The sequence below is a fragment of the Stenotrophomonas sp. ASS1 genome (assembly GCF_004346925.1).
Classification (GTDB): Bacteria; Pseudomonadota; Gammaproteobacteria; order Xanthomonadales; family Xanthomonadaceae; genus Stenotrophomonas; species Stenotrophomonas maltophilia_A.
This window is the reverse complement of the sequence record NZ_CP031167.1, coordinates 4,024,152-4,044,156: the sequence shown is the minus strand read 5'-3', so window position 1 is coordinate 4,044,156 and position 20,005 is coordinate 4,024,152. Positions and strand designations below refer to the sequence as shown.

Sequence of the window (20,005 nt, the reverse complement as noted above, 5' to 3'; positions counted from 1 at the left end):
AGGGAGTTGTCTGGCGGGGCCGCGGGCGCGGCGTGGCTGGATGCCGTCGCGGCAGCGACGGGGTGACAATGGTAGCCAATCACCCCGGCCAATGCCGCATGACCATGGTCATGCAACGCATTCGGTAGTGCCGGCCGCTGGCCGGCAACCTGCCGGAATCTGCGGGCGCGTGCCGTGTTGCCGGCCAGCGGCCGGCACTATCGTCAAACAATCAATGCACTTCGTCGTGATAGACGAACTTCGGCATTTCCCAGCGGTAGTGGATCGCCAGCAGGCGCAGCGCGAAGCCGCCGCCGAGGCAGCACAGGATCGCGGTGGCGTCGGCCACGCCCCAGTGCAGCAGCAACAGGTAGGCCGCGCCGGTCAGCAGCGCGATGATCGCGTACAGCTCCTTCTGGAAGATCAGCGGCACCTCGTTGCAGAGAATGTCGCGCAGCACGCCGCCGAACGCGCCGGTCAGCATGCCGGCGATCAGCACGATCGGCATGGCATGGCCGGCCTCGCGCGCGATCGAGCAGCCGATCAGGGTGAAGGCGATCAGGCCCAGGCCATCGAGCACCAGGAAGGTGCGGCGGAAGTGGTGCATCCAGCGCGCCACCCAGGTGGCGATCAGCGCCGCGCACACGGTGAAGCCCAGGTACTCGGGATGCTTCACCCAGCCCAGCGGGTAGTGGCCGAGCAGGATGTCGCGCAGCGAACCGCCCCCGAGGGCGGTGACGCAGGCGATCATGACCACCCCGAACAGGTCCATGCGGCGACGGCCGGCGGACAGCGCGCCGGTCATGGCTTCGGCGGAAATGGCGATCAGGTAGATGATGGACAGCAGCATGGGACAGGCTCCGGGCGCGGTGGGGCCGGCCATGCGCGACTACCGCCACTGCCTGCGCAATGACGGGATGACGATGACCGGTGCCGCTCCCGCTGTCCTTTTGCCTGAGAGTTCAGCGGCGTTGGCCGCGTGCCCCTTCGGCGGATCGTCCCGGGCGTGCCCGGTGACCTCTCTCCAGCTCGGCGAGTCGAATGCATGGTTGGTGGGATTCCAGCCCACCGGCCTGAGCGATCATGGGAGCCTGCGCCTTCGGCGGGCGCCAGCGCGGCGCCTCTCTCCTGCATTCGGGCGCCAGTATATCCGCTGCAGTGCAGCACGGCATAATCCGGGCATGGCCCCGTCCCTCCGCCCGTGGTTCCTGTACCTGCTCGAATGCCGCGATGGCAGCTACTACGCCGGCATCAGCACCGATGTGGAGGCGCGTTTCGCCGCCCACCAGGCCGGCAAGGGCGCGCGCTACACCCGGGCACGGCCGCCACTGCGCGTGCTGGCCGTGCGCGAGTACCCGGACCGGGCCGCCGCCTCGCGGGCCGAGTGGCAGCTCAAGCAGCAGCCGCGCGAACGCAAGCTGGCCTGGCTGCAGGCGCCGGTCCTGTAGATCCACGCCATGCGTGGATGGTGTGCTGGGCCATGCCATCATCGCCACATCCATCGACACAGGAAGCGGTCCGATGAAATCCTGCTGGATGCTGATGTTGACGTTCTGTATCACCCTGTCGGCCTGCGCCCAGACTCCGCCACCGCTGCAGCACGGGCAGATCGGCAGCGCCGCCGAACTGGCCGCACAGCGCGGCCCGGACACGCCCGAGCCCATCCACCTGCGCCGCGACCAGGTGCCGCCCGATCTGGTCGACCTGATCCCGCTGGCCGAAAAATGGGGCATCGGCGATGACCTGCTGCGCGATGAGATGCAGGAACATGCCACCGACGCGGAAAAGCGCGCGATAGCTGATGCGCTGAAGCATCGGCATGCGCGCATCTCCGCCTGGCTCGACAGTTTCCCGCAGGGCCAGCCGATGACCGACGAAGCGGCCGCGTTCCTGTACATGCAGCTGAGCGTCGACGAAATGGGCCTGATGCAGTAGATCCACGCCATGCGTGGATGCGGCTTGCCCATGCCATGATCGCCCCGCGCCCAGAGCTGGAGACCCGGATGTCCACGATTGCCCTGCTGTTCGCTCTTTCCGCAGCAACGAGCCCTGCCGCCGACCCGGCCACCATCGCGGCCATCGAAGCCACCTGCCACGATTACGTCGACGGCCAGCTGGAGGCCGACCCGCAGCGCGTCGCCCGCTCCCTGCACCCGGACCTGGCCAAGCGCGCGGTGCTCGGCGATACACCCGACGAACGCCTGGGCCTGCGCCGCATGTCGAAGGAAGAGCTGGTCGCGTTGACGAAGCAGGGCGCGCTGAAGACCCCGAAGGATCAATGGGACCGCCGCTGCACGGTGCTGGACGTGACCGGCAACGCCGCCTCGGTGCGGCTGGAAACCCCGTGGTTCGTCGACTACTTCCACATGGGCCGCTTCGACCAGCGCTGGGTCATCGTCAACGCACTGTGGTACGCGAAACCAAAGGCGCAGTGAGCGATGGGTGCGGCGGGGAAAGCGTGGCTGTCAGTCATCGTGGTGGTCGCCGGCATCGCACTGCTGCCTGGCCTGTTGTACCTGCTCGGACTGGCGCTGGTGGAAGGCCGGCCGAAGCCGGCGGACCGCGTGCCCAGTGGTGTGGCTGCGTGCAGTAGTGAACCACGGGCGGGATACCAGCCGATGAACCCCTGGCGCTTCGCCGCGCAGTTCTTCGACAAGGACGTGATGCAGAAGAAGGTGCCTGAAGTGGAGCGGGAGGCTTACTGGATTGCCCGACGCCACCTGTGGCGGCAGCCTCGGCACTGCATGCCGCGCTGGCATCTGAGCAGCACCGCATTGACGATCTGGATCACCCGGCATTGGAGTGCCGCACAGATTGCCGACACCGCGAGGAAGGAGGATTTCTGCCGCACCTGGTCGAAACGGCGGGTGCCAGGTGGCCCGATGAACCGGTAGATCCACGCCATGCGTGGATGGTGTTGACGGGGTCAGAGCCCTTTCCTGCGGAAAGGGATCCGACCGCGCAGCAGCCGGCCAGCGGCCGGCACTACCGTCGGGGTCGCCGGTCTTCCTGATCATCACCGAAGATGATGCGCGCGCTGCGCTGGTAGCTCCAGTACGCCACGGCCCAGTTCAGCAGCACCACGATGCGGTTGCGGAAGCCGATCAGGAAGAACACGTGTGCGGCCAGCCAGAACCACCAGGCGAGGACGCCCGAGAGTTGCAGCCGGCCCAGGTGCACGATCGCGGCCATGCGGCCGATGGTGGCGAGGTTGCCGAAGTCGGCGTACTTGAACGGCCCCGGTGCGGCCTTGCCATGCAGACGCGCGCGGATCACCTCGGCCACGTACTTGCCCATCTGCTTGGCGGCGGGCGCGACGCCGGGCACCGGCTTGCCATTGGCCTGGTTCAGTGCGGCCAGGTCACCGGCCACGAACAGCTCGGGGTGCCCAGGCAGGGTGAGGTCGGGTTGCACCTGCACGCGTCCAGCGCGGTCCAGTGGCACCTCCAGCGTGCGCGCCAGCGGTGAAGCGGCCACGCCGGCGGCCCACACCACGGTGCGGGCCGGTACGAACTGATCGCCGAGCTTGAAACCCTGGCTGTCGATGTCGCTCACCGGGGTACCGGTCAGCACCTCCACACCCAGTTTTTCCAGTTGCCGCCTTGCCTTCAGCGAAAGCACTTCCGGGAACGAAGACAACACGCGCGGGCCGGCTTCGACCAGCCGCACCTTGGCGCTGGCCGGATCGATATGGCGGAACTCGTTGCGCAGCGTATGCCGCGCGATTTCGGCCAAGGTACCGGCCAGTTCAACACCGGTGGGGCCGCCGCCGACCACGGCAAAGCTCAACCACGCCGCTTTCTTCGCCGGGTCCGGCTCGGCCTCGGCGCGCTCGAACGCCAGCAGCAGCTTGCGGCGCAGTGCGATGGCATCGTCCAGCGTCTTCAGCCCGGGCGCATCATCGGCCCATTGGTCGTTGCCGAAGTAGGCGTGGGTGGCGCCGGTAGCCAGCAGCAGGCTGTCGTAGTCCAGCGTGCTGCCATCGGCCATGCGGATCTGCCGGGCCTGCTTGTCGATGGTCACCACTTCGCCCAGGCGGACTTCCACATTGCGCTGGTGGCCGAGGATGTGGCGCAGCGGCGCGGCGATGTCCGGCGCGGACAGGCCGGCGGTGGCCACCTGGTACAGCAGTGGCTGGAACAGATGGTGGTTGCGGCGGTCGACCAGGGTGATGCGTATGCGCTCGCGGGCCAGGGCACGGGTGGCCCAGAGACCGGCAAAACCGCCGCCGACAACAACCAGGTGGGGAACGCGCTCGCGACTCATCGACTCACTCCAGTGGGGGCATTGGGGGAAGCGCCTGGCATCTTCGCACGATGGCGCCCTGTCACGTCAGCGCCCGCGTGGATCGGCGATACTCGGGTTCAGGCAACCGCCCGCGAGGAGTCCATGAGCGAACCGGAAAAGCGCATCGCCCTGTTGATCGACGCCGACAACGCGCCGGCCTCGAAGATCGACGAGGTCCTGGCCGAAGTCGCCCGCTACGGCGTGGCCAACGTGCGCCGCGCCTATGGCAACTGGAAGAGCCCGCGGTTGAAGGGTTGGGAGGCCGTGCTGCACGAATATGCGATCCGCCCGATCCAGCAGTTCGCCTACAGCAAAGGCAAGAACGCGTCGGACATGGCGATGGTGATCGATGCCATGGACCTGCTGTACGCGCGCAATCTGGATGGCTTCGCCATCGTGTCCAGCGATGCCGACTTCACCCCGATGGTGATGCGCCTGCTGACCGATGGCGTGAAGGTCTATGGCTTCGGCGAGAAGAAAACGCCGGAACCGTTCGTCAATGCGTGTTCGAAGTTCACCTATCTGGAAGCGCTGGGCCAGACCCATGCCAGCGTGCAGGATACCGAACAGTCATCGAACGAACAGGCACCGAACGAGCCAGTGGCCAACGACGATGCGCGTCCACGCAAGAGCGGCGCGGAAATGCGCAGCGATACGCGGCTGGTGAAGATGCTGCGCCGTGCGGTGTCCTCGGCCGAGGGCGAGGATGGCTGGTCGCACCTTGGCCCGGTCGGCAGCCAGATCGGCAACCAGGCCTCGTTCGATCCGCGCAACTACGGTTACGGCAAGCTCAGTGACCTGCTGGCAGCGATCGGCCTGTTCGAGCTGAAGAAGGACGGCAAGTCCTCCTACGTGCGCGCGCTGCCGAAGAAAAACCGGTAGTGCCGGCCGCTGGCCGGAAAGGAACCGGTAGTGCCGGCCGCTGGCCGGCAAGCCCCAGATGCCAGATCCCGCATCCGCCACCCACACACCCACTCCGATCAGGCGTATCGTTGCCGCTCGCATTGCCAGCAAGGAAAAAACCCGCATGTTGAAGATCTGGGGCCGCCGCAATTCCAGCAACGTCCGCAAGGTGCTGTGGTGCGCCGAGGAAATCGGCCTGCCGTATGAGTCCATCGAAGTCGGTGGCAGCCACGGCGGCACGCAGACGCCGGAGTACCTGGCGATGAATCCCAACAGCCTGGTGCCGGTGATCGAAGACCATGGCCTGCCGCTGTGGGAATCGAATACCATCGTGCGCTATCTGAGTGCGCGCTACGCGCTGGGCACGCTGTACGCCGAAGACCCGATGGAACGCGCCCAGGCCGAGAAGTGGATGGACTGGAGCACCTCGCGCATGGCGCCGCTGTACACCGACCTGATCTGGGGCATCATGCGCACCGCCCCAGCTGACCGCGACGAAGCGCGCATCAATGCCGCCATCGTGCGTGCCGGTGACTACCTGGCGATGGCCGATGCCACGTTGGCCAGACAGCCGTGGCTGTCGGGCGAGACGTTCGCGATGGGTGACATCCCGCTGGGCTCGCTGATCTATGCCTGGTTCGAACTGCCCATCCAGCGCCCGGAACTGCCGCACCTGGCCGACTGGTACGCCCGCCTGCGCGAACGCCCGGCCTACCAGCGCGGCGTGATGTCGCCGCTGACCTGAGGGGTAGCGCCGGGCCATGCCCGGCGAGCGTGGTATGCGGAGGACCGCCGGGCATGGCCCGGCGCTAGCGTTCGTCTGCCTCAATACAGTTCCGTCGGGTCCATACGGACCGACGGTAGAGTCGAGCTTGCTCGACTGTGTCTGGCGCACGGCAGTCGAGCAAGCTCGACTCTACGCAGCATTGGGCAGCGCCCTCAATACAGATCCGTCGGATCCACATCCAGCGACCAGCGCACCTTGCGTGCCTCCGGCAGCGCATACAGCTGCGGCACCAGCTGGGCCAGCACGCCATGCAGCGGTGGCCGCTGCAGCGCGGACAGCAGCAGCTGCGTGCGCTGGTAGCCGGCACGCCGCGGCATCGGCGCCGGCATCGGCCCGTAGGCCTCGACCACATTCTGTTCCCCCAGCAGTTGCCGCGCCGCCAGCAGGAACGCATTGGCATGCTCGACCTGCTGTGCCTCGGCGCGCATCAGTGCCAGATGCGCGAACGGCGGGAATCCGGCGGCCTGGCGCTGGTTCAACTCGGCCTGCGCGAACGGGTGGTAGCCACCGCTCACCAGGGTTTCCAGCAGCGGATGCCCGGGGTGATGGGTCTGCAGCCAGACCTCACCAGGATCACGCGCGCGTCCCGCACGGCCGGCCACTTGGATCAACTGCTGCGCCAGTTTCTCGCTGGCGCGGAAGTCCGCGGAGAACAAACCTTCGTCGATGCCCACCACCACCACCAATGTCAGCTTCGGCAGGTCGTGGCCCTTGGCCAGGATCTGCGTGCCGACCAGGATGCCGGGTTGGTCGCCCAGCCTCGCCAGCTGCTGTTCCAGTGCGTCGCGTCGTGAGGTGGTGCCGCGGTCGATGCGCACCACCGGAAAATCGGCGAAGGCGGCGGTGAGGTGCTCTTCCAGGCGTTCGGTACCGATGCCCTGTGGCTGCAGCGCCAGGCTGCCGCAGGCCGGGCATGCCAGCGGCGCCGGTTGCCGCGCACCGCAGTGGTGGCATTGCAGGCGACGGCCGCCACCATGCACGGTCATCGGCGCATCGCAGCGCTGGCACGGCGCGGTCCATCCGCAGTCGTGGCACAGCAGCACCGGTGCGTAGCCACGGCGGTTCTTGAACACCAGCACCTGCTGGCCACGCTGCAGGTGCTCGCCGATGCCGGCCAGAACATCGGCCGAGAGGCCATCGTGCAATGGCCGTTTGCGCACATCAAGGATGCGCACGCGCGGTGGTCGTGCATCGCCGGCACGCTGCTTCAGGCGCAGGTGGGCGTAGCGCCCGGCATAGGCGTTGTGCAGTGTTTCCAGCGAGGGCGTGGCACTGCCGAGCAGCACGGGAATGCCGAGCGCCTTGGCGCGCACCAGGGCGAAATCGCGCGCGTGGTAGCGGATGCCGTCCTGCTGCTTGTAGCTGCCGTCATGTTCCTCGTCGATGATCAGCAGACCGGCCTGCGGCAGCGGCGTGAACACTGCCGAGCGGGTGCCGACAATGACCCGTGCTTCACCACGTGAGGCGGCTGCCCAGACGCGGGCGCGCTCGTTGTCGTTCAAGCCCGAATGCAGCGCATGCACGGCGATGCCGAGGCGGCCGCGGAAGCGTGCCAGGGTCTGCGGAGTCAGGCCGATTTCCGGCACCAGCACCAGCGCCTGCCTGCCCTGTGCCAGGCAATGGATGATCGCCTGCAGGTAGACCTCGGTCTTGCCGCTGCCGGTCACGCCATCCAGCAGGAAAGGCTGGAAGCCGTCGGCGGCGTTGATCGCAGTCACGGCCGCGGCCTGGTCCGGGTTGAGCGTGGGCCCGGGCAGCGGCTGCGCATGCTGCGGTGCCACCGTCATCGCCACGCGCTCGGCCAGTGCACGCTTGGCCAGACTGCGTGCGGCGGTGCGCCAGTCCTCCATGCGTTCGCCCAGTACGTCTTCATCCACCACGGCCTCGGCCAGCAGTTCGGCCAGCTGCCGCGGGCGGCTGCCGGCGCGCAGCTTCCCGCGCTGGGCATGGCCTTCGGGTGTCAGTTGCCAGCCCCAGTGATGGGTGTCGGGCAGGGCCTCGCCGTGGCGCAGCGGGCCGGGCAGGGCGGTGCTGAGTACTTCGCCCAACGGCGCGTGGGTGTAGCGCGCCAGCCACTGCAGGCTCTGCCACAGCTCACCCTGCAGCAGCGGCTGCGGGTCGCACCAAGCCAACGCCTGGCGGAGTCCCTGGCCGTCGTCGGTCTGGCCGTGTCCCACCACCACACCGACCAGCTCACGGTTGCCGAACGGCACCTTCAGGCGGCAGCCGACCGCAACCGTGGGGGCCACGCCCTCCGGCGACAGGTAGTCGAACAGGCGGGGCAGGGGGACGGGCAGGGCGACCTGCAGGGTCGGAATCGGTGAAAGCATCGGGCCAGTGTACCGGGCCATGCGCGCGCGAATGGCGGAGTGGGCGGCGGCGGGGCCGGGTCCGTTGAATCATAAATGTCACCTAAATATCGGTGTCCATTGGAGATTCAGTCTTATCCACATGTTCTGTGGATAACGCTGTGCGTTACCGGTCGGCGGGCGCGCAGGAGGCCGATGGCGACGGCCTCACGCTCGGGTTGGTCAAAAAATCGCCATACTTTAAAATCCATAAGAATCAATTACTTAAGTGTGAAACAATGCTGAAACAGAGTGAATTCAGCTGGATGCCACAGTTTCCTGCGCAGGCAGCGTGGTGCTGTGCACAACCTGCAGCACGAAGTGCCTGTGGGCGCAAGTCCTACGGGCGCCGATGGCCTGCCGCTATCATGCGGGCAGACCTTTGGAGTGATCGATGACGGCTGTGCCCGCCCCTGTTTCCTCGACCGCGGCCGGCGCGCTGTCGGCGTTCCTGCGAGGTGTTGAACGCCGCGCCCTGGTGGTGGCTGAACTGCAGTGCGGCGATGCTGCCCGGGCCGAACAGACCCTGGTGGCGGTGATGCGCGCGTTTGCGGCGGTCGCCAGTGACCTGCCGATGGCGCAGTGGCCAACCCGCTTCTGGACCCTGCTGGGCCAGCGCCAGGCGCTGCGTGAGCCGGTGGGCGGCCAGTGGGAGCCGCCGCTTGCCGCCTTGGGCCAGATGGGACCGTTGCCGCGCCTGGCGCTGTTGCTGCGGGTGGGCGGCAGCCTGGATGAAGGTATCGCCACGCGCGTGCTCGACCAGGACGAAGCCGGCTACCAGCAGCTGCTGGCCGATGCCTGCCCGCGTGACGCGCACGGCCAGCCCGACGCCTCGGCCTGGCGCCAGCTGGCCGAACAGGTGCAGCTGCGCATCCGCGATCTGCCCGTCAAACGCCTGCAGCAGCTGCAACAGCCGGCCGCACCGACGAACAGCAGTGAAGCGCCGACCTCCAGCTGGCGCACCCCGCAGCGCGACGAGCGGGCTGCAGCCACTGGCAAGCGCCGCCGCGCCAATGCCAAGCCGCGCTGGCGCGGTCCGTTGATCCTGCTGATAACCGTGGTGGTACTGCTGGCCGCCGCGCTGGGCTGGCGCCATTGGCAGGGACATTCGTTCGGCAGCGACGCACCGCTGCCGGAAGGCGTGGTTGGTGAGGCGGGTCCCGTCACGGTGGAAGCACTGCCGCCGAGCAAGGTCAATGCCACGCCGGACGCGACCCCTGCGCAGGCGACGGACGACGCCACGATGCTGGCCGACCGCGACTATCCGCTGGTGGCCGATGCCGATCTGTATGCATGGACCGCCGCGGGCGGCCCGCTGCCGGTGGACGAGTCGCAATCCAAGCCGAGCCGGCCGGAGCCGGCCAGCGCCACGCTGGAAACCGCTGCTGCCGATGAATAAGACCGTATTCGCCAGCCTGCTGCTGGCCCTGCCGTTGTCGCTGTCCGCCGCGCCGCAGACTTTGAACGTGCCGCTGCCGCCGCCAGTGCCGGGCAGTTCACCGGCGGCCCCGGCCAGCACAGGTACGACGCCCGCTACGTTCGCCCAGCTCGATGCCCAGCAGCAGCGCCAGCGCCGCGCCGACTACGCCGCATGGCGGGCATTGCCGGAGGGCGAGCGTGAGCGGATCCGTCAGGCCGCTGCGCGATTCAATGCGTTGCCGGCCGACCAGCAGCAGCGCCTGCGGCAGCAGTTCCAGGCGCAGGACCAGGCCTTCCGCGAAGGCTGGCGGCTGGGCCCGCAGGTGGGCCTGGAGTTCCCCAAGCTGCACGGCCTGTTCGGCTTCGTGCCGCCGGAACAGCGCGAGGCCGCGCTGGCCGTGCTGCGCCAGCTCAGCCCGGCGCAGCTGGCCCAACTGACCCTGGTGGCACAGCGCACGCCACCGCAGGAGCGCGACAAGGTCCGCGGCGCGTTCCTCGCGGTGCCGCCGGCCGAGCGCGATACCTGGCTCAAGCGCCAGGCCGGGCAGTAGAAAGAAAAGGGGACGGAGGGGATTAAGTCGTGTTCGGCACAGTCGGGCTTGAAACGACTTAATCCCCTCCGTCCCCTTTTTCTGTTCGTAACGTGATCGCAACGCGTGATGCCGGGGCCTGCCGGAACCCAGCATTCACGCCATGTCATGGGAATGCGCGCGCTGCACGCGTAAGATGGCGGCCCGCAACCCGGTGCCTGTGGCCTTCGCGCGCAACCGTAGTTCGCGTCAAGCACCTTATGTCTACTGCAACCTCCACGCCGCGCTTCAGCAAGGAAGTCGGCGCTACCGGTCTGCTCGCCCTGCCGCTTGTGCTCGGGCATGTGTCCACCGGTCTGATCTCCTTCGTCGACAATGTCATTGCCGGCCACCACGCCACGGCGACCCTGGCCGCGGTGACCATCGGCACCGCCCTGCTGTGGCTGCCGATGCTGATCCCGATCGGCACCCTGATCTCACTCACCGCCTCGGTGTCGCAGCTGCATGGCGCTGGCCGCGAGCGCGAGATCGGCCCGCTGTTCCGCCAGGCACTGTGGCTGGCGCTGGGCCTGGGCCTGATCATGTTCACCTTCCTCACCGTGGTGCCGCCGCTGCTGCCTGCGTTCGGCATCGCGCCGGACATCGTGCCGGGGGCCACCGCGTTCCTGCATGCGGTGCGCTGGGGCGGACCTGCGCTGACCCTGTACTTCTGCATGCGCTATCTCAGCGAGGGCATGCACTGGACGCTGCCGACCATGCTGCTCGGCTTCGGTGGCCTGCTGGTGCTGGCACCGATGGGCTACGTGCTGGCCAACGGCAAGCTCGGCTTCCCGGAAATGGGCGCCGAGGGCCTGGGCATCGCTTCGGCGGTGATGATGTGGCTGCAGGCGATCGCCTTCGCCACCTACCTGTGGTTCACCAAGCGCTTTGCCCACCTGCAGCTGTTCTCGCACTTCGAAGGACCGCGCTGGAAGGCGATCTGGGACCTGCTGCGCACCGGCCTGCCGATCGGCATCACCGTGCTGATGGAGGGCGGCCTGTTCATCGTCACCGCGCTGCTGATCGGCCGCCTTGGTGCCAATGAAGCGGCCGCGCACCAGATTGCGATCAACGTCGCCCAGCTGTGCTTCATGATCCCGATGGGCGTGGCCGAGGCCACCACCGTGCGCGTCGGGCATGCGGTCGGCCGTGGCGATGGCTTCGGCGTGCGGCGCGCGGCCTGGGCCGGCTACGCGATCATCATGGGTACGCAGACGTTGTCGGCAGCGGTGCTGCTGTTCGGCCATGACGCCATCGTCGGTGTCTACACCAACGACCTGGCGGTGGCCGGCCTGGCCTCCACCCTGCTGCTGTACGCGGCCACCTTCCAGTTCCCGGATGGCATCCAGGTGCTGTCGGCCGGCGCGCTGCGCGGGCTGAAGGACACCCGCGTGCCGATGTTCATCGCCATGTTCGCGTACTGGGGCCTGGGCATGCCGCTCGGCGCCGGGCTCGGCCTGGGCCTGGGCATGGGCCCGCAGGGCATGTGGATCGGCCTGATCGTCGGCCTGACCGCCGCCGCCATCCTGATGGGCTGGCGCCTGCGTCGCAGCAGCCTGCGCATCGGCCAGTCGGCACTGTCCTGATCCGCCCCGCCCGCCGCGATGACCCGTGGCGGGCGATCCCCTGACTTGTGTCCGATGCCGCATCACACGGCACCGGCTATGCTGGCACCACGGCAAGAAGCCATCCGGAGCGTTCCATGAATCAACCCGTGCCCCCGCTGCCCCCGGCGCGTCGCAACCCCGTCGCCAGTTTCTTCATCGGGCTGTGGGACGTCATGAACTTCACCCGCCGGTTGATCCTCAACCTGGTGTTCTTCGGCCTGCTGTTCCTGCTGCTGGTGATGTTCGTCATCGCCGCCGGCATGGGCGCCGGTGCCAGCAAATCGCTGCAGGACCGCACGACCCTGGTGATCGCGCCGGAAGGCCGCCTGGTCGAGCAGTTCAGCGCTGACCCGGTCAGCCGCGCGCTGGCCAAGGCGGTGGGCGACAACGGTGCCGAAGAGATCCAGCTGCGCGACCTGCTGCGGGTGATCGAGTCGGCCAAGGAAGACAAGAAGATCGAGCGCGTGGTGCTGGAGCTGGACAAGCTGCAGCCGTCGGGCTTCGCTTCGCTGCGTGAAGTGGCCGCGGCACTGCAGGACCTGCGTGCGTCCGGCAAGCAGCTGGTGGCCTACAGCGAGAGCATGGGCCAGTCGCAGTACCTGCTGGCCGCACAGGCCGACGAGGTCTACCTGGACCCGATGGGGTCGGTGGTGCTCGAGGGCCTGGGCCGCTATCGCCAGTACTTCCGCACCGGCCTGCAGGACAAGCTGGGTGTGGACGTGCACCTGTTCAAGGTGGGCGAGTACAAGTCCGCCGCCGAACCCTACGTGCTCGACGCCGCTTCGCCGGCCTCCAAGGAAGCCGACCTGTTCTGGATGAACGACGTGTGGCAGCGCTACCTGGGCGACATCGCCAAGGCCCGCCGCCTGGATCCGGCACAGCTGGCTGCCGGCATCGACACGCTGCCGGAAGGCATCGCCGCTGCCGGTGGCGACCTGGCCAAGTTCGCCCTGCAGCAGAAGCTGGTGACGTCGCTGAAGACCCGCGAGGAATTCGAGGATCTGATGATCGAGCGCGGCGTGGCTGACGACGATGCCGACGGTGGTTTCCGCAACATCGACTTCGGCTCCTACCTGGGCCAGCTCGATGCGCGCCGCAACCCGGTCGACAGCCGTCCGCAGGTGGCGGTGGTGGTGGCCGCCGGCGAGATCAGCGGTGGCGACCTGCCGGCCGGCCGCATCGGTGGCGAATCGACCTCGGCGCTGCTGCGTGCCGCGCGTGACGACGAGAACGTGAAGGCCGTGGTGCTGCGCGTGGATTCGCCGGGTGGTGAAGTGTTCGCCTCCGAGCAGATCCGCCGCGAAGTGGTGGCCCTGCAGGCCGCCGGCAAGCCGGTGGTGGTGTCGATGGGCGACCTGGCCGCCTCCGGTGGCTACTGGATCAGCATGAATGCCGATCGCATCTATGCCGATCCGTCGACCATCACCGGTTCGATCGGCATCTTCGGCATGGTGCCGAACTTCAGCCGCGCGCTGGACAAGATCGGCGTGCACACCGACGGTGTCGGCACCACCCGTTTCGCCGGTGCGTTCGATGTCACCCGCCCGATGGATCCGGCCGTGGGCCAGGTCATCCAGTCGGTGATCAACAAGGGTTACGCCGACTTCACCGGCCGCGTCGCCGACGCCCGCAAGAAGCCGGTCGAGGCCGTCGACGAAGTGGCCCGTGGACGCGTGTGGAGCGGTGCGCAGGCCAAGGAACGTGGCCTGGTCGATGCCTTCGGTGGCCTGAAGGATGCGGTGGCCGATGCCGCCAGCCGCGCCAAGCTGGGCAAGGCTGATGCCTACCGCGTGCGTTACATCGAGAAGGCGGCAACGCCGTTCGCGCAGTTCGTCAGCGGTTTCGCCGGCAGCCGTGCAGGTGCCTGGATGCTGTCCGACTCGGGCATGGCGCGGATGGTGCTGTCGCGCACGATGCCCGAAGTGGATACGCAGCTGCGCTTTGTCGAGAACGCGGCCCGCGAGAAGGGCAACGGCACGCCGGTGAAGGCGCTGGCGTACTGCTTCTGCGGGTTCTGATCGGAAGCCATCCACGCACGGCGTGGATCTACTGGAAGCGCCCGGCCTCGGCCGGGCGTTTTCGTCTGCGGGGTTACTGCGTCGCGTCGGCCTCGGCCTTGCGCTCACGCGCGGCGGCATCGTCCACGGTCTTCTGTACGCCCTTGGCGCGGTTCAGCGGTTCGTTGATTGCGCGCGACATCGCCCGGGGCACCGGTGGCTTTTCCGGGTTCGGCGCCGGTGGGCGCTGGCAGCCCGCCAGCAGCGCGGTGGTCAGCAGGGACGTGGACAGGATCAGGATGCGCATGGCGGCACTCCGTGATGGGCGTGCGGGCAGTGTCGCATCCTCGGCAGGGGGCGGCCGTGAGCGCGTATCCTTGCCGCATCGAAACACAGCGGGCGCGGCCCGGGAGAACACATGACCCAGCAACGGTGGCGCCTGGACGGCCAGACCGCCCTGATCACCGGCGCCAGCGCCGGCATCGGCCTGGCCATCGCGCATGAACTGGCTGGCTTCGGCGCCGATCTGATGATCGTCGGCCGTGACATCGACATGCTGGAGACCGCGCGCGACGAACTGCTGGACGTGTATCCACAGATGCAGGTGCATGCGCTGGCCGCCGATGTCTCAGACGACGAGGACCGCCGCCAGATCCTGGACTGGGTGGAGGATCATAGTGATGGCCTGCACATCCTGGTCAACAACGCCGGCGGCAATGTCACCAAGGCGGCCACGGAGTATTCCGAGGACGAATGGCGGAAGATCTTCGAGACCAACCTGTTCTCGGCCTTCGAGCTGTCGCGCTATGCACATCCGTTGCTGGCACGCCACGCGTCGTCATCCATCGTCAACGTCGGCAGCGTGTCCGGCCTGACCCATGTGCGCAGCGGCGTGGTCTACGGCATGACCAAGGCGGCGATGCACCAGATGACCCGCAACCTGGCCGTCGAGTGGGCCGAGGATGGCATCCGGGTCAACGCGGTGGCGCCGTGGTACATCCGCACGCGGCGCACGTCCGGTCCGTTGGCGGACCCGGACTACTACGAGGAAGTGATCAACCGCACGCCGATGCGTCGTGTCGGCGAGCCGGAGGAAGTGGCCGCAGCCGTGGGCTTCCTGTGCCTGCCGGCGGCCAGCTATGTGACCGGCGAGTGCATCGCGGTGGACGGCGGTTTCCTGCGCTACGGGTTCTGATCTTTCAGCAGGTAGTGCCGGCCGCTGGCCGGCAACTGCAACCATCTGAAGATCCTGTGGTTGCCGGCCAGCGGCCGGCACTACCGGTGGGTCTCACCCTGGTACCGGGCAGTTGCTGGCCTCCAGCACGCCCTGCAGCCGTTCGCGTTCACCGCGCACGGTATCGCGGTTCTCCGGCGCGGCGAAGCGCTCACGGCCGCGGGCATCGCGGAAGCGCTGCTGCCAACCACCGCAGCGCTGCGCTTCGGGAAGCGCTTCGCAGTGGTCGCGCACCACTTCACAGCTGGCGGCATTCACCGGCGTCACTCCGCCAAGGCCCTGTACCGTCATCAGCTCGCAGCGGCCGGGCGCGGCTTCGTACTCGTACAGGTAGCCGCCGCCCTGGCTGTCGGTGCACTGGAAGATCGGAGGAAGCGGCGGCTTCGGTGGACCGTCACCTGCGGCGGCGCGGGCCTCGGCATCGCGGCGCAGCGTCGCGCTGTCGAGGATCTGGTCGTCTCCTGCGTGTTCGACCATGCCTGCTTCCATGATCGTGCGTCCTTCGTCCGCGCGTCGCGGTTTTGCTGGGGCCGCAGGGGCAACAGCCGGTCCGGCCGGCACCGGCGCGGGTGTTTCAACGGGCGCGGATGCAGGTTCGGCGGCTACAGGCGCAGCGGCGGCCGCCTGCGAGTTGGCCGGGTCGGGGATGCGCAGCACCTGCTGCTTGCTGCCGGTGGCGCACGGCGTGCGCTGCAGGGTAGGGACGTCACTGCTGCTGGAGGTACAGCGGTAGATCACGCCCTCTTCGGCCAACGCGCTTCCGGGCAGCAGGACCAGGAGCAGCCAGATCACTCGGTTCATGCGCACAGCGTACAGGCTGCGACGGCGTGCTGCGCTCAGCGTTCGCAATCGCGCGACAGGCGCGCATCGATACCGCGCTGTTCGTTGCTGATGGCGGTGCGTTCACTCTGCAGCGCGCTGTTGTAACGGCGATCCAGCTCCCAGCGGCGGTCACTCAGCCGTGCGCAGACTTCCTGTGGTGGCAACGCATGGCAGCTGTCGCGGACCAGCACGCTGCCGGCCGGCACCTGCACGTCCATGCCGATCGAGGGGCGGCGATAACCCGTGCCTTCGCCGATCGGCGTGCCGATGGCCGGGCGTGGTCCGGGATAGGCTGGACCACGATGGCCGTGCGGCAGCCAGACACTGGTCCACAGCGGCACCCAGCGCGGATTGCCTTCGTTGTTGTCGCTGGTATAGCGCCGTCCGTCCTCGCTCACGCACTCGTACATCGGCTGCGGCGGCTGGATGTAGACGTGGCGGACTTCGCGCTCGCGGATGACCGGGGTTTCGCTGGGCGGCGGAGGCGTGGCATCACTGCGCACCACCCGTGGAGCGGGATCGCGCGGGCGCTGCAGGTCGCGCACCTGCTGGCGGCCGCTGTTGCACGGCCTGTCCTGCAGGGCGACGGCACCGTTGCTGGCAACGCAGCGGTAGACACGCACGTCCTCGGCCGCGGGTGCCGTCCACGGCAGCAGCAGACACAGGCTCAAGGTGGCGCGCAGCAGGGTCATGGCGGCAGGGTGCGTGATTGTCCGCAGCAGCGCAATCGCCGGCTCAGGAGCGCAGCACGTTGCCGCTGAGCGCGTCGCGGATCGGGGTGGGCTGGGCCAGGCCGCCGGTCTGCCCATCGAGGATGCCGTCGAGCAGGCGCAGCAGGCGCGGGTCCAGTTCTTCGCGGCTGCGCGCTGGTGGTTCGCCGGCCAGGTTGGCACTGGTGGAGACCAGCGGGCCGCCCCAGGCGCGGCAGAGTTCGGCCACCAGCGGGTGCGCGCTGATGCGCACCGCGATACCGCTGTGTTCGCCGGTGACCCAGGGCTGCGCGCGCGGGCCGGCAGGCAGGATCCAGGTGTTGGCACCGGGCCAGCTGGCCAGCACCGCGCGCTGGCGGGCGTCGGGCAGCGCCTGCAGCCGCACCCAGCCTTCCAGCTGCGCCAGTTCGGCCGCGACCAGGATCATGCCTTTCTCGATCGGGCGCTGCTTCAGCCGCAGCACCATGTGCACCGCAGCTTCGTGCGAGGGATCACAGCCCAGGCCCCAGACCGCTTCGGTCGGGTAGGCGATCACGCCGCCCGCGCGGAGCGTGGCGACAGCAGAGTCCAGGGTGAGTTCTTTCATGGCGGCGACCGGCCCGGCGTGGGCCTTCATTATCCCCATGCCGCGTGCAGAAGGGGTGGACCCTGGCACCCGGTAGTGCCGGCCGCTGGCCGGCATCTGATGCATCTGGGGTTGCCGGCCAGCGGCCGGCACTACCCCTCATCCACGCATGGCGTGGATCTACTTCTTTGCAGCGGCCTTCTTCGCCGGGGCTTTCTTCGCAGCAGCCTTCTTCACCGCTTTCTTTGCCGGGGCCTTCTTGGCAGGCGCTTTCTTTGCAGCGGCCTTCTTCGGCGCCGCTTCCTTCTTCACCGCGGCCTTCTTTGCCGGGGCCTTCTTCGCGGCAGCCTTCTTGGCGCCGAAGCCCTTGCGCACCGGCTTGCCGGTTTCTTCCATCAGCTGCTGCACTTCGGCCAGGGTAAGCGAGGCCGGCTCGCGATCCTTGGGGATCTTGCCGTTCATCTTGCCGTCGCTGATGTACGGGCCGAAACGGCCGTTCAGCACCTGGATGTCGCTGCCCTCGAACTCCTTGATGATCCGGTTGCGCGCGATCTCTTCCTTCTCTTCGACCAGGAACACGGCGCGGGCCAGGTCGATGGTGTACGGGTCGTCTTCCTTCTTCAGCGAGGCATAGGTGCTGCCGCGCTTGGCGAACGGGCCGAAACGGCCGATGCCGACGCTGACCGGCTCGCCCTTGTCCTCACCCAGCGCGCGCGGCATCAGGAACAGCTCCAGCGCGTCTTCCAGGGAGATGGTGTGCATCGACTGGCCGGGGCGCAGCGAGGCGAACTTCGGCTTCTCCTCGGCGTCCTCGGCGGTGCTGCCGATGGCAGCGTAAGGCCCGAAGCGGCCGAGGCGTACGCTGACCGGCTTGCCGGTCTTCGGGTCGGTGCCGAGCTCGCGCGCGCCACTGGCCTCGGCACGGTCGACCGATTCCTTCTTGTCTTCCACCAGCTCCTTGAACGGCTCCCAGAAGCGGGCCATCAGCGGGATCCACTCTTCTTCGCCACGCGAGACGGCGTCGAGCTCGTCTTCCAGCTTGGCGGTGAAGTCGTAGTCCACGTACCGGGTGAAGTGGCTGGACAGGAACTTGGACACCGCGCGGCCCACATCGGATGGGCGGAAGCTGCGGCCTTCCATTTCCACGTATTTGCGGAACAGCAGGGTCTGGATGATCGAGGCGTAGGTCGAGGGACGGCCGATGCCGTACTCTTCCAGCGCCTTCACCAGCGCCGCTTCGGTGTAGCGCGGCGGCGGCTGGGTGAAATGCTGTTCGGCCTGGATGCGTTCCAGCGGCACGCGGTCGCCGGGCTTCATTGCCGGCAGCTTGCGGCCTTCGTCCTCGTCTTCGGCGCTCTTGTTGTCCTTGCCTTCTTCGTACACGGCCAGGAAGCCGGGCACCACCACGGTGGTGCCGCTGGCGCGGAACACGTGTTCGCTGCCGGCGGACAGATCGACGCTGACGGTGTTGAGAGTGGCCGGAATCATCTGGCAGGCCACCGCACGCTTCCAGATCAGCTCGTACAGCTTGCGCTCGTCATCGGTCAGGTAGCGCGCCACCTGCGCAGGCGTGCGCAGCGCCGAGGTCGGGCGCACCGCTTCGTGCGCTTCCTGGGCGTTCTTCGACTTGGTCTGGTAGGTGTTCGGCTGGTCCGGCAGCGAGGCGATGCCGTAGTCGCGGGCGATCACGTCGCGGATCTCGGCCAGCGCGTCCTGCGACAGGTTCACCGAGTCGGTACGCATGTACGAGATCAGGCCGACGGTGCCTTCGTCACCGATCGCCACGCCTTCATACAGCTTCTGCGCCACCTGCATGGTCTTGCGGGTGGTGAAGCCGAGCTTGCGCGAGGCTTCCTGCTGCAGGGTGGAGGTGGTGAACGGCGGCGCCGGGCGGCGCTTGCGCTCCTTGCTGGCCACATCGGTGACATGCAGCGAGCCCTGCGCGGCCTGCTGGATGCGCAGGCGGGCGGCCTCGGCGGTGTCGCCGTCGGTGATGGTGAACTGTTCGAACTTCTGCCCGTCCAGCTTGATCAGCTTGGCGTTGAAGTGCTGCGACGGGTGCGCGCACTCGGCGGCGATCGACCAGTATTCGCGGGCGATGAAGGCTTCGATCTCTTCCTCGCGCTCGACGATCATGCGCAGCGCCGGGCTCTGCACGCGGCCGGCGGACAGGCCGCGCTGGACCTTGCGCCACAGCACCGGCGACAGGTTGAAACCGACCAGGTAATCCAGCGCGCGGCGCGCCTGCTGGGCGTCGACCAGGTCGCTGGCGATCGCGCGCGGCTGGCTGATCGCTTCCTTGATGGCGCGCGGGGTGATCTCGGTGAACACCACGCGCTGCATCGGCTTGTCCTTGACCAGCCCGCGTTCCTTCAGGATCTCGGCGATGTGCCAGCTGATCGCTTCACCCTCGCGATCCGGGTCGGTCGCCAGCAGGATGTCGTCGGCGCCCTTGGCGGCCTTGGCGATCGCATCGACATGCTTTTCGTTCTTGTCGATCACGTCGTAGTGCATGGCGAACCCGTTGTCCGGGTCGACTGCGCCTTCCTTCGGGATCAGGTCGCGCACGTGCCCATACGAGGCCAGGACCGTGTAGTCCTTGCCGAGGTATTTGTTGATCGTCTTGGCCTTGGCCGGCGATTCGACGATGAGCAGGTGCTTGGGCATGTCAGGAAAGGTCTGTGGGCGGACCGGGGGAGAGGGGCCGCTAGGGTGGAGCAAACGGCCGCATTAGTGAAGCGGCCACGGGCAAATCCATAAACTGAACGCCCGGTAATG

The 20,005-nt window shown here is 67.8% G+C and carries 19 protein-coding genes and 2 riboswitches; of the genes, 11 read left to right on the top strand and 8 right to left on the bottom strand.

Translation table 11 applies throughout. The features are described from left to right. Positions 1-211: 211 nt before the first annotated feature. Complete coding sequence (locus MG068_RS18680) at positions 212-829, bottom strand: trimeric intracellular cation channel family protein (RefSeq protein WP_005411215.1); 618 nt, start codon at positions 827-829, stop codon at positions 212-214. A gap of 84 nt (positions 830-913) precedes the next feature. Then, positions 914-1,017: riboswitch (glycine riboswitch) on the bottom strand. A gap of 13 nt (positions 1,018-1,030) precedes the next feature. Next, positions 1,031-1,120, bottom strand: a riboswitch (glycine riboswitch). A gap of 40 nt (positions 1,121-1,160) precedes the next feature. Here MG068_RS18680 and MG068_RS18675 point away from each other — a divergent pair. The 4 genes from MG068_RS18675 (at position 1,161) to MG068_RS18660 (ending at position 2,873) form a co-directional block, all read left to right on the top strand. After that, entirely contained in the window at positions 1,161-1,427 is a 267-nt protein-coding gene (locus MG068_RS18675) for a GIY-YIG nuclease family protein (RefSeq protein WP_049452937.1), read from the top strand. Positions 1,428-1,521: 94 nt separating this feature from the next. Then, complete coding sequence (locus tag MG068_RS18670; protein ID WP_240792093.1) at positions 1,522-1,914, top strand: hypothetical protein; 393 nt, start codon at positions 1,522-1,524, stop codon at positions 1,912-1,914. Positions 1,915-1,982: 68 nt separating this feature from the next. Beyond that, on the top strand, positions 1,983-2,414 hold the full coding sequence (locus tag MG068_RS18665; protein ID WP_132810854.1) for a nuclear transport factor 2 family protein: 432 nt from the start codon (positions 1,983-1,985) through the stop codon (positions 2,412-2,414). A 3-nt stretch (positions 2,415-2,417) separates the two neighbouring features. Next, positions 2,418-2,873, top strand: a complete 456-nt coding sequence (locus MG068_RS18660; RefSeq protein ID WP_132810853.1) for a hypothetical protein — start codon at positions 2,418-2,420, stop codon at positions 2,871-2,873. Between the two features lie 91 nt (positions 2,874-2,964). On the opposite strand, the gene MG068_RS18655 is transcribed toward MG068_RS18660, so the two are convergent. Next, the gene (locus tag MG068_RS18655; protein ID WP_071227868.1) at positions 2,965-4,245 is read right to left on the bottom strand and encodes an NAD(P)/FAD-dependent oxidoreductase; all 1,281 of its coding nucleotides are present in this window, start codon (positions 4,243-4,245) and stop codon (positions 2,965-2,967) included. A gap of 123 nt (positions 4,246-4,368) precedes the next feature. Between MG068_RS18655 and MG068_RS18650 the strand changes: the two genes are divergently transcribed. Together MG068_RS18650 and MG068_RS18645 are read left to right on the top strand one after the other, a co-directional pair. Then, positions 4,369-5,148, top strand: a complete 780-nt coding sequence (locus tag MG068_RS18650) for an NYN domain-containing protein (protein WP_032129684.1) — start codon at positions 4,369-4,371, stop codon at positions 5,146-5,148. A gap of 145 nt (positions 5,149-5,293) precedes the next feature. Then, on the top strand, positions 5,294-5,914 hold the full coding sequence (locus MG068_RS18645) for a glutathione S-transferase family protein (RefSeq protein ID WP_132810852.1): 621 nt from the start codon (positions 5,294-5,296) through the stop codon (positions 5,912-5,914). Positions 5,915-6,108: 194 nt separating this feature from the next. Here MG068_RS18645 and MG068_RS18640 read toward each other — a convergent pair whose 3' ends face one another. Next, on the bottom strand, positions 6,109-8,286 hold the full coding sequence (locus tag MG068_RS18640) for a primosomal protein N' (RefSeq protein WP_132810851.1): 2,178 nt from the start codon (positions 8,284-8,286) through the stop codon (positions 6,109-6,111). Between the two features lie 412 nt (positions 8,287-8,698). Here MG068_RS18640 and MG068_RS18635 point away from each other — a divergent pair, with 412 nt between their 5' ends. From MG068_RS18635 to sppA, 4 genes are all read left to right on the top strand, one after another. Next, entirely contained in the window at positions 8,699-9,703 is a 1,005-nt protein-coding gene (locus MG068_RS18635; protein WP_032129681.1) for a hypothetical protein, read from the top strand. After that, positions 9,696-10,274 (top strand): DUF3106 domain-containing protein, encoded by a 579-nt coding sequence (locus MG068_RS18630; RefSeq protein WP_132810850.1) that lies wholly within the window; start codon positions 9,696-9,698, stop codon positions 10,272-10,274. Before MG068_RS18635 ends, MG068_RS18630 begins: the two co-directional genes overlap by 8 nt. Positions 10,275-10,513: 239 nt before the next feature. Beyond that, positions 10,514-11,878 (top strand): MATE family efflux transporter, encoded by a 1,365-nt coding sequence (locus tag MG068_RS18625; RefSeq protein WP_110713888.1) that lies wholly within the window; start codon positions 10,514-10,516, stop codon positions 11,876-11,878. A gap of 116 nt (positions 11,879-11,994) precedes the next feature. After that, positions 11,995-13,917 carry a signal peptide peptidase SppA gene (sppA, locus tag MG068_RS18620; RefSeq protein ID WP_132810849.1) on the top strand — a complete coding sequence of 641 codons (1,923 nt, stop codon included), beginning with the start codon at positions 11,995-11,997 and terminating at the stop codon, positions 13,915-13,917. Between the two features lie 73 nt (positions 13,918-13,990). Here sppA and MG068_RS18615 read toward each other — a convergent pair whose 3' ends face one another. Continuing rightward, the gene (locus MG068_RS18615) at positions 13,991-14,203 is read right to left on the bottom strand and encodes a hypothetical protein (RefSeq protein ID WP_132810848.1); all 213 of its coding nucleotides are present in this window, start codon (positions 14,201-14,203) and stop codon (positions 13,991-13,993) included. Positions 14,204-14,314: 111 nt separating this feature from the next. Here MG068_RS18615 and MG068_RS18610 point away from each other — a divergent pair, with 111 nt between their 5' ends. Continuing rightward, positions 14,315-15,091, top strand: a complete 777-nt coding sequence (locus tag MG068_RS18610) for an SDR family oxidoreductase (RefSeq protein ID WP_132810847.1) — start codon at positions 14,315-14,317, stop codon at positions 15,089-15,091. 93 nt (positions 15,092-15,184) lie between these two features. Here MG068_RS18610 and MG068_RS18605 read toward each other — a convergent pair whose 3' ends face one another. From MG068_RS18605 to MG068_RS18590, 4 genes are all read right to left on the bottom strand, one after another. After that, positions 15,185-15,931, bottom strand: a complete 747-nt coding sequence (locus MG068_RS18605) for a hypothetical protein (RefSeq protein ID WP_049461961.1) — start codon at positions 15,929-15,931, stop codon at positions 15,185-15,187. Between the two features lie 35 nt (positions 15,932-15,966). Then, the gene (locus MG068_RS18600; protein ID WP_049401000.1) at positions 15,967-16,644 is read right to left on the bottom strand and encodes a DUF4124 domain-containing protein; all 678 of its coding nucleotides are present in this window, start codon (positions 16,642-16,644) and stop codon (positions 15,967-15,969) included. A gap of 43 nt (positions 16,645-16,687) precedes the next feature. Further along, on the bottom strand, positions 16,688-17,278 hold the full coding sequence (gene tsaC, locus MG068_RS18595) for an L-threonylcarbamoyladenylate synthase type 1 TsaC (protein ID WP_019338925.1): 591 nt from the start codon (positions 17,276-17,278) through the stop codon (positions 16,688-16,690). 129 nt (positions 17,279-17,407) lie between these two features. Continuing rightward, positions 17,408-19,894: a DNA topoisomerase I gene (locus MG068_RS18590; RefSeq protein ID WP_107433224.1), complete on the bottom strand. Its 2,487-nt coding sequence runs from the start codon at positions 19,892-19,894 to the stop codon at positions 17,408-17,410. Positions 19,895-20,005: the final 111 nt, after the last annotated feature.

Excerpts from the sequence above, each read along its gene's own strand:
- MG068_RS18680 (WP_005411215.1), bottom strand. The coding sequence starts at position 829 with ATGCTGCTGTCCATCATCTACCTGATCGCCATTTCCGCCGAAGCCATG.
- MG068_RS18675 (WP_049452937.1), top strand. The coding sequence starts at position 1,161 with ATGGCCCCGTCCCTCCGCCCGTGGTTCCTGTACCTGCTCGAATGCCGC.
- MG068_RS18670 (WP_240792093.1), top strand. The coding sequence starts at position 1,522 with ATGTTGACGTTCTGTATCACCCTGTCGGCCTGCGCCCAGACTCCGCCA.
- MG068_RS18665 (WP_132810854.1), top strand. The coding sequence starts at position 1,983 with ATGTCCACGATTGCCCTGCTGTTCGCTCTTTCCGCAGCAACGAGCCCT.
- MG068_RS18660 (WP_132810853.1), top strand. The coding sequence starts at position 2,418 with ATGGGTGCGGCGGGGAAAGCGTGGCTGTCAGTCATCGTGGTGGTCGCC.
- MG068_RS18655 (WP_071227868.1), bottom strand. The coding sequence starts at position 4,245 with ATGAGTCGCGAGCGCGTTCCCCACCTGGTTGTTGTCGGCGGCGGTTTT.
- MG068_RS18650 (WP_032129684.1), top strand. The coding sequence starts at position 4,369 with ATGAGCGAACCGGAAAAGCGCATCGCCCTGTTGATCGACGCCGACAAC.
- MG068_RS18645 (WP_132810852.1), top strand. The coding sequence starts at position 5,294 with ATGTTGAAGATCTGGGGCCGCCGCAATTCCAGCAACGTCCGCAAGGTG.
- MG068_RS18640 (WP_132810851.1), bottom strand. The coding sequence starts at position 8,286 with ATGCTTTCACCGATTCCGACCCTGCAGGTCGCCCTGCCCGTCCCCCTG.
- MG068_RS18635 (WP_032129681.1), top strand. The coding sequence starts at position 8,699 with ATGACGGCTGTGCCCGCCCCTGTTTCCTCGACCGCGGCCGGCGCGCTG.
- MG068_RS18630 (WP_132810850.1), top strand. The coding sequence starts at position 9,696 with ATGAATAAGACCGTATTCGCCAGCCTGCTGCTGGCCCTGCCGTTGTCG.
- MG068_RS18625 (WP_110713888.1), top strand. The coding sequence starts at position 10,514 with ATGTCTACTGCAACCTCCACGCCGCGCTTCAGCAAGGAAGTCGGCGCT.
- sppA (WP_132810849.1), top strand. The coding sequence starts at position 11,995 with ATGAATCAACCCGTGCCCCCGCTGCCCCCGGCGCGTCGCAACCCCGTC.
- MG068_RS18615 (WP_132810848.1), bottom strand. The coding sequence starts at position 14,203 with ATGCGCATCCTGATCCTGTCCACGTCCCTGCTGACCACCGCGCTGCTG.
- MG068_RS18610 (WP_132810847.1), top strand. The coding sequence starts at position 14,315 with ATGACCCAGCAACGGTGGCGCCTGGACGGCCAGACCGCCCTGATCACC.
- MG068_RS18605 (WP_049461961.1), bottom strand. The coding sequence starts at position 15,931 with ATGAACCGAGTGATCTGGCTGCTCCTGGTCCTGCTGCCCGGAAGCGCG.
- MG068_RS18600 (WP_049401000.1), bottom strand. The coding sequence starts at position 16,644 with ATGACCCTGCTGCGCGCCACCTTGAGCCTGTGTCTGCTGCTGCCGTGG.
- tsaC (WP_019338925.1), bottom strand. The coding sequence starts at position 17,278 with ATGAAGGCCCACGCCGGGCCGGTCGCCGCCATGAAAGAACTCACCCTG.
- MG068_RS18590 (WP_107433224.1), bottom strand. The coding sequence starts at position 19,894 with ATGCCCAAGCACCTGCTCATCGTCGAATCGCCGGCCAAGGCCAAGACG.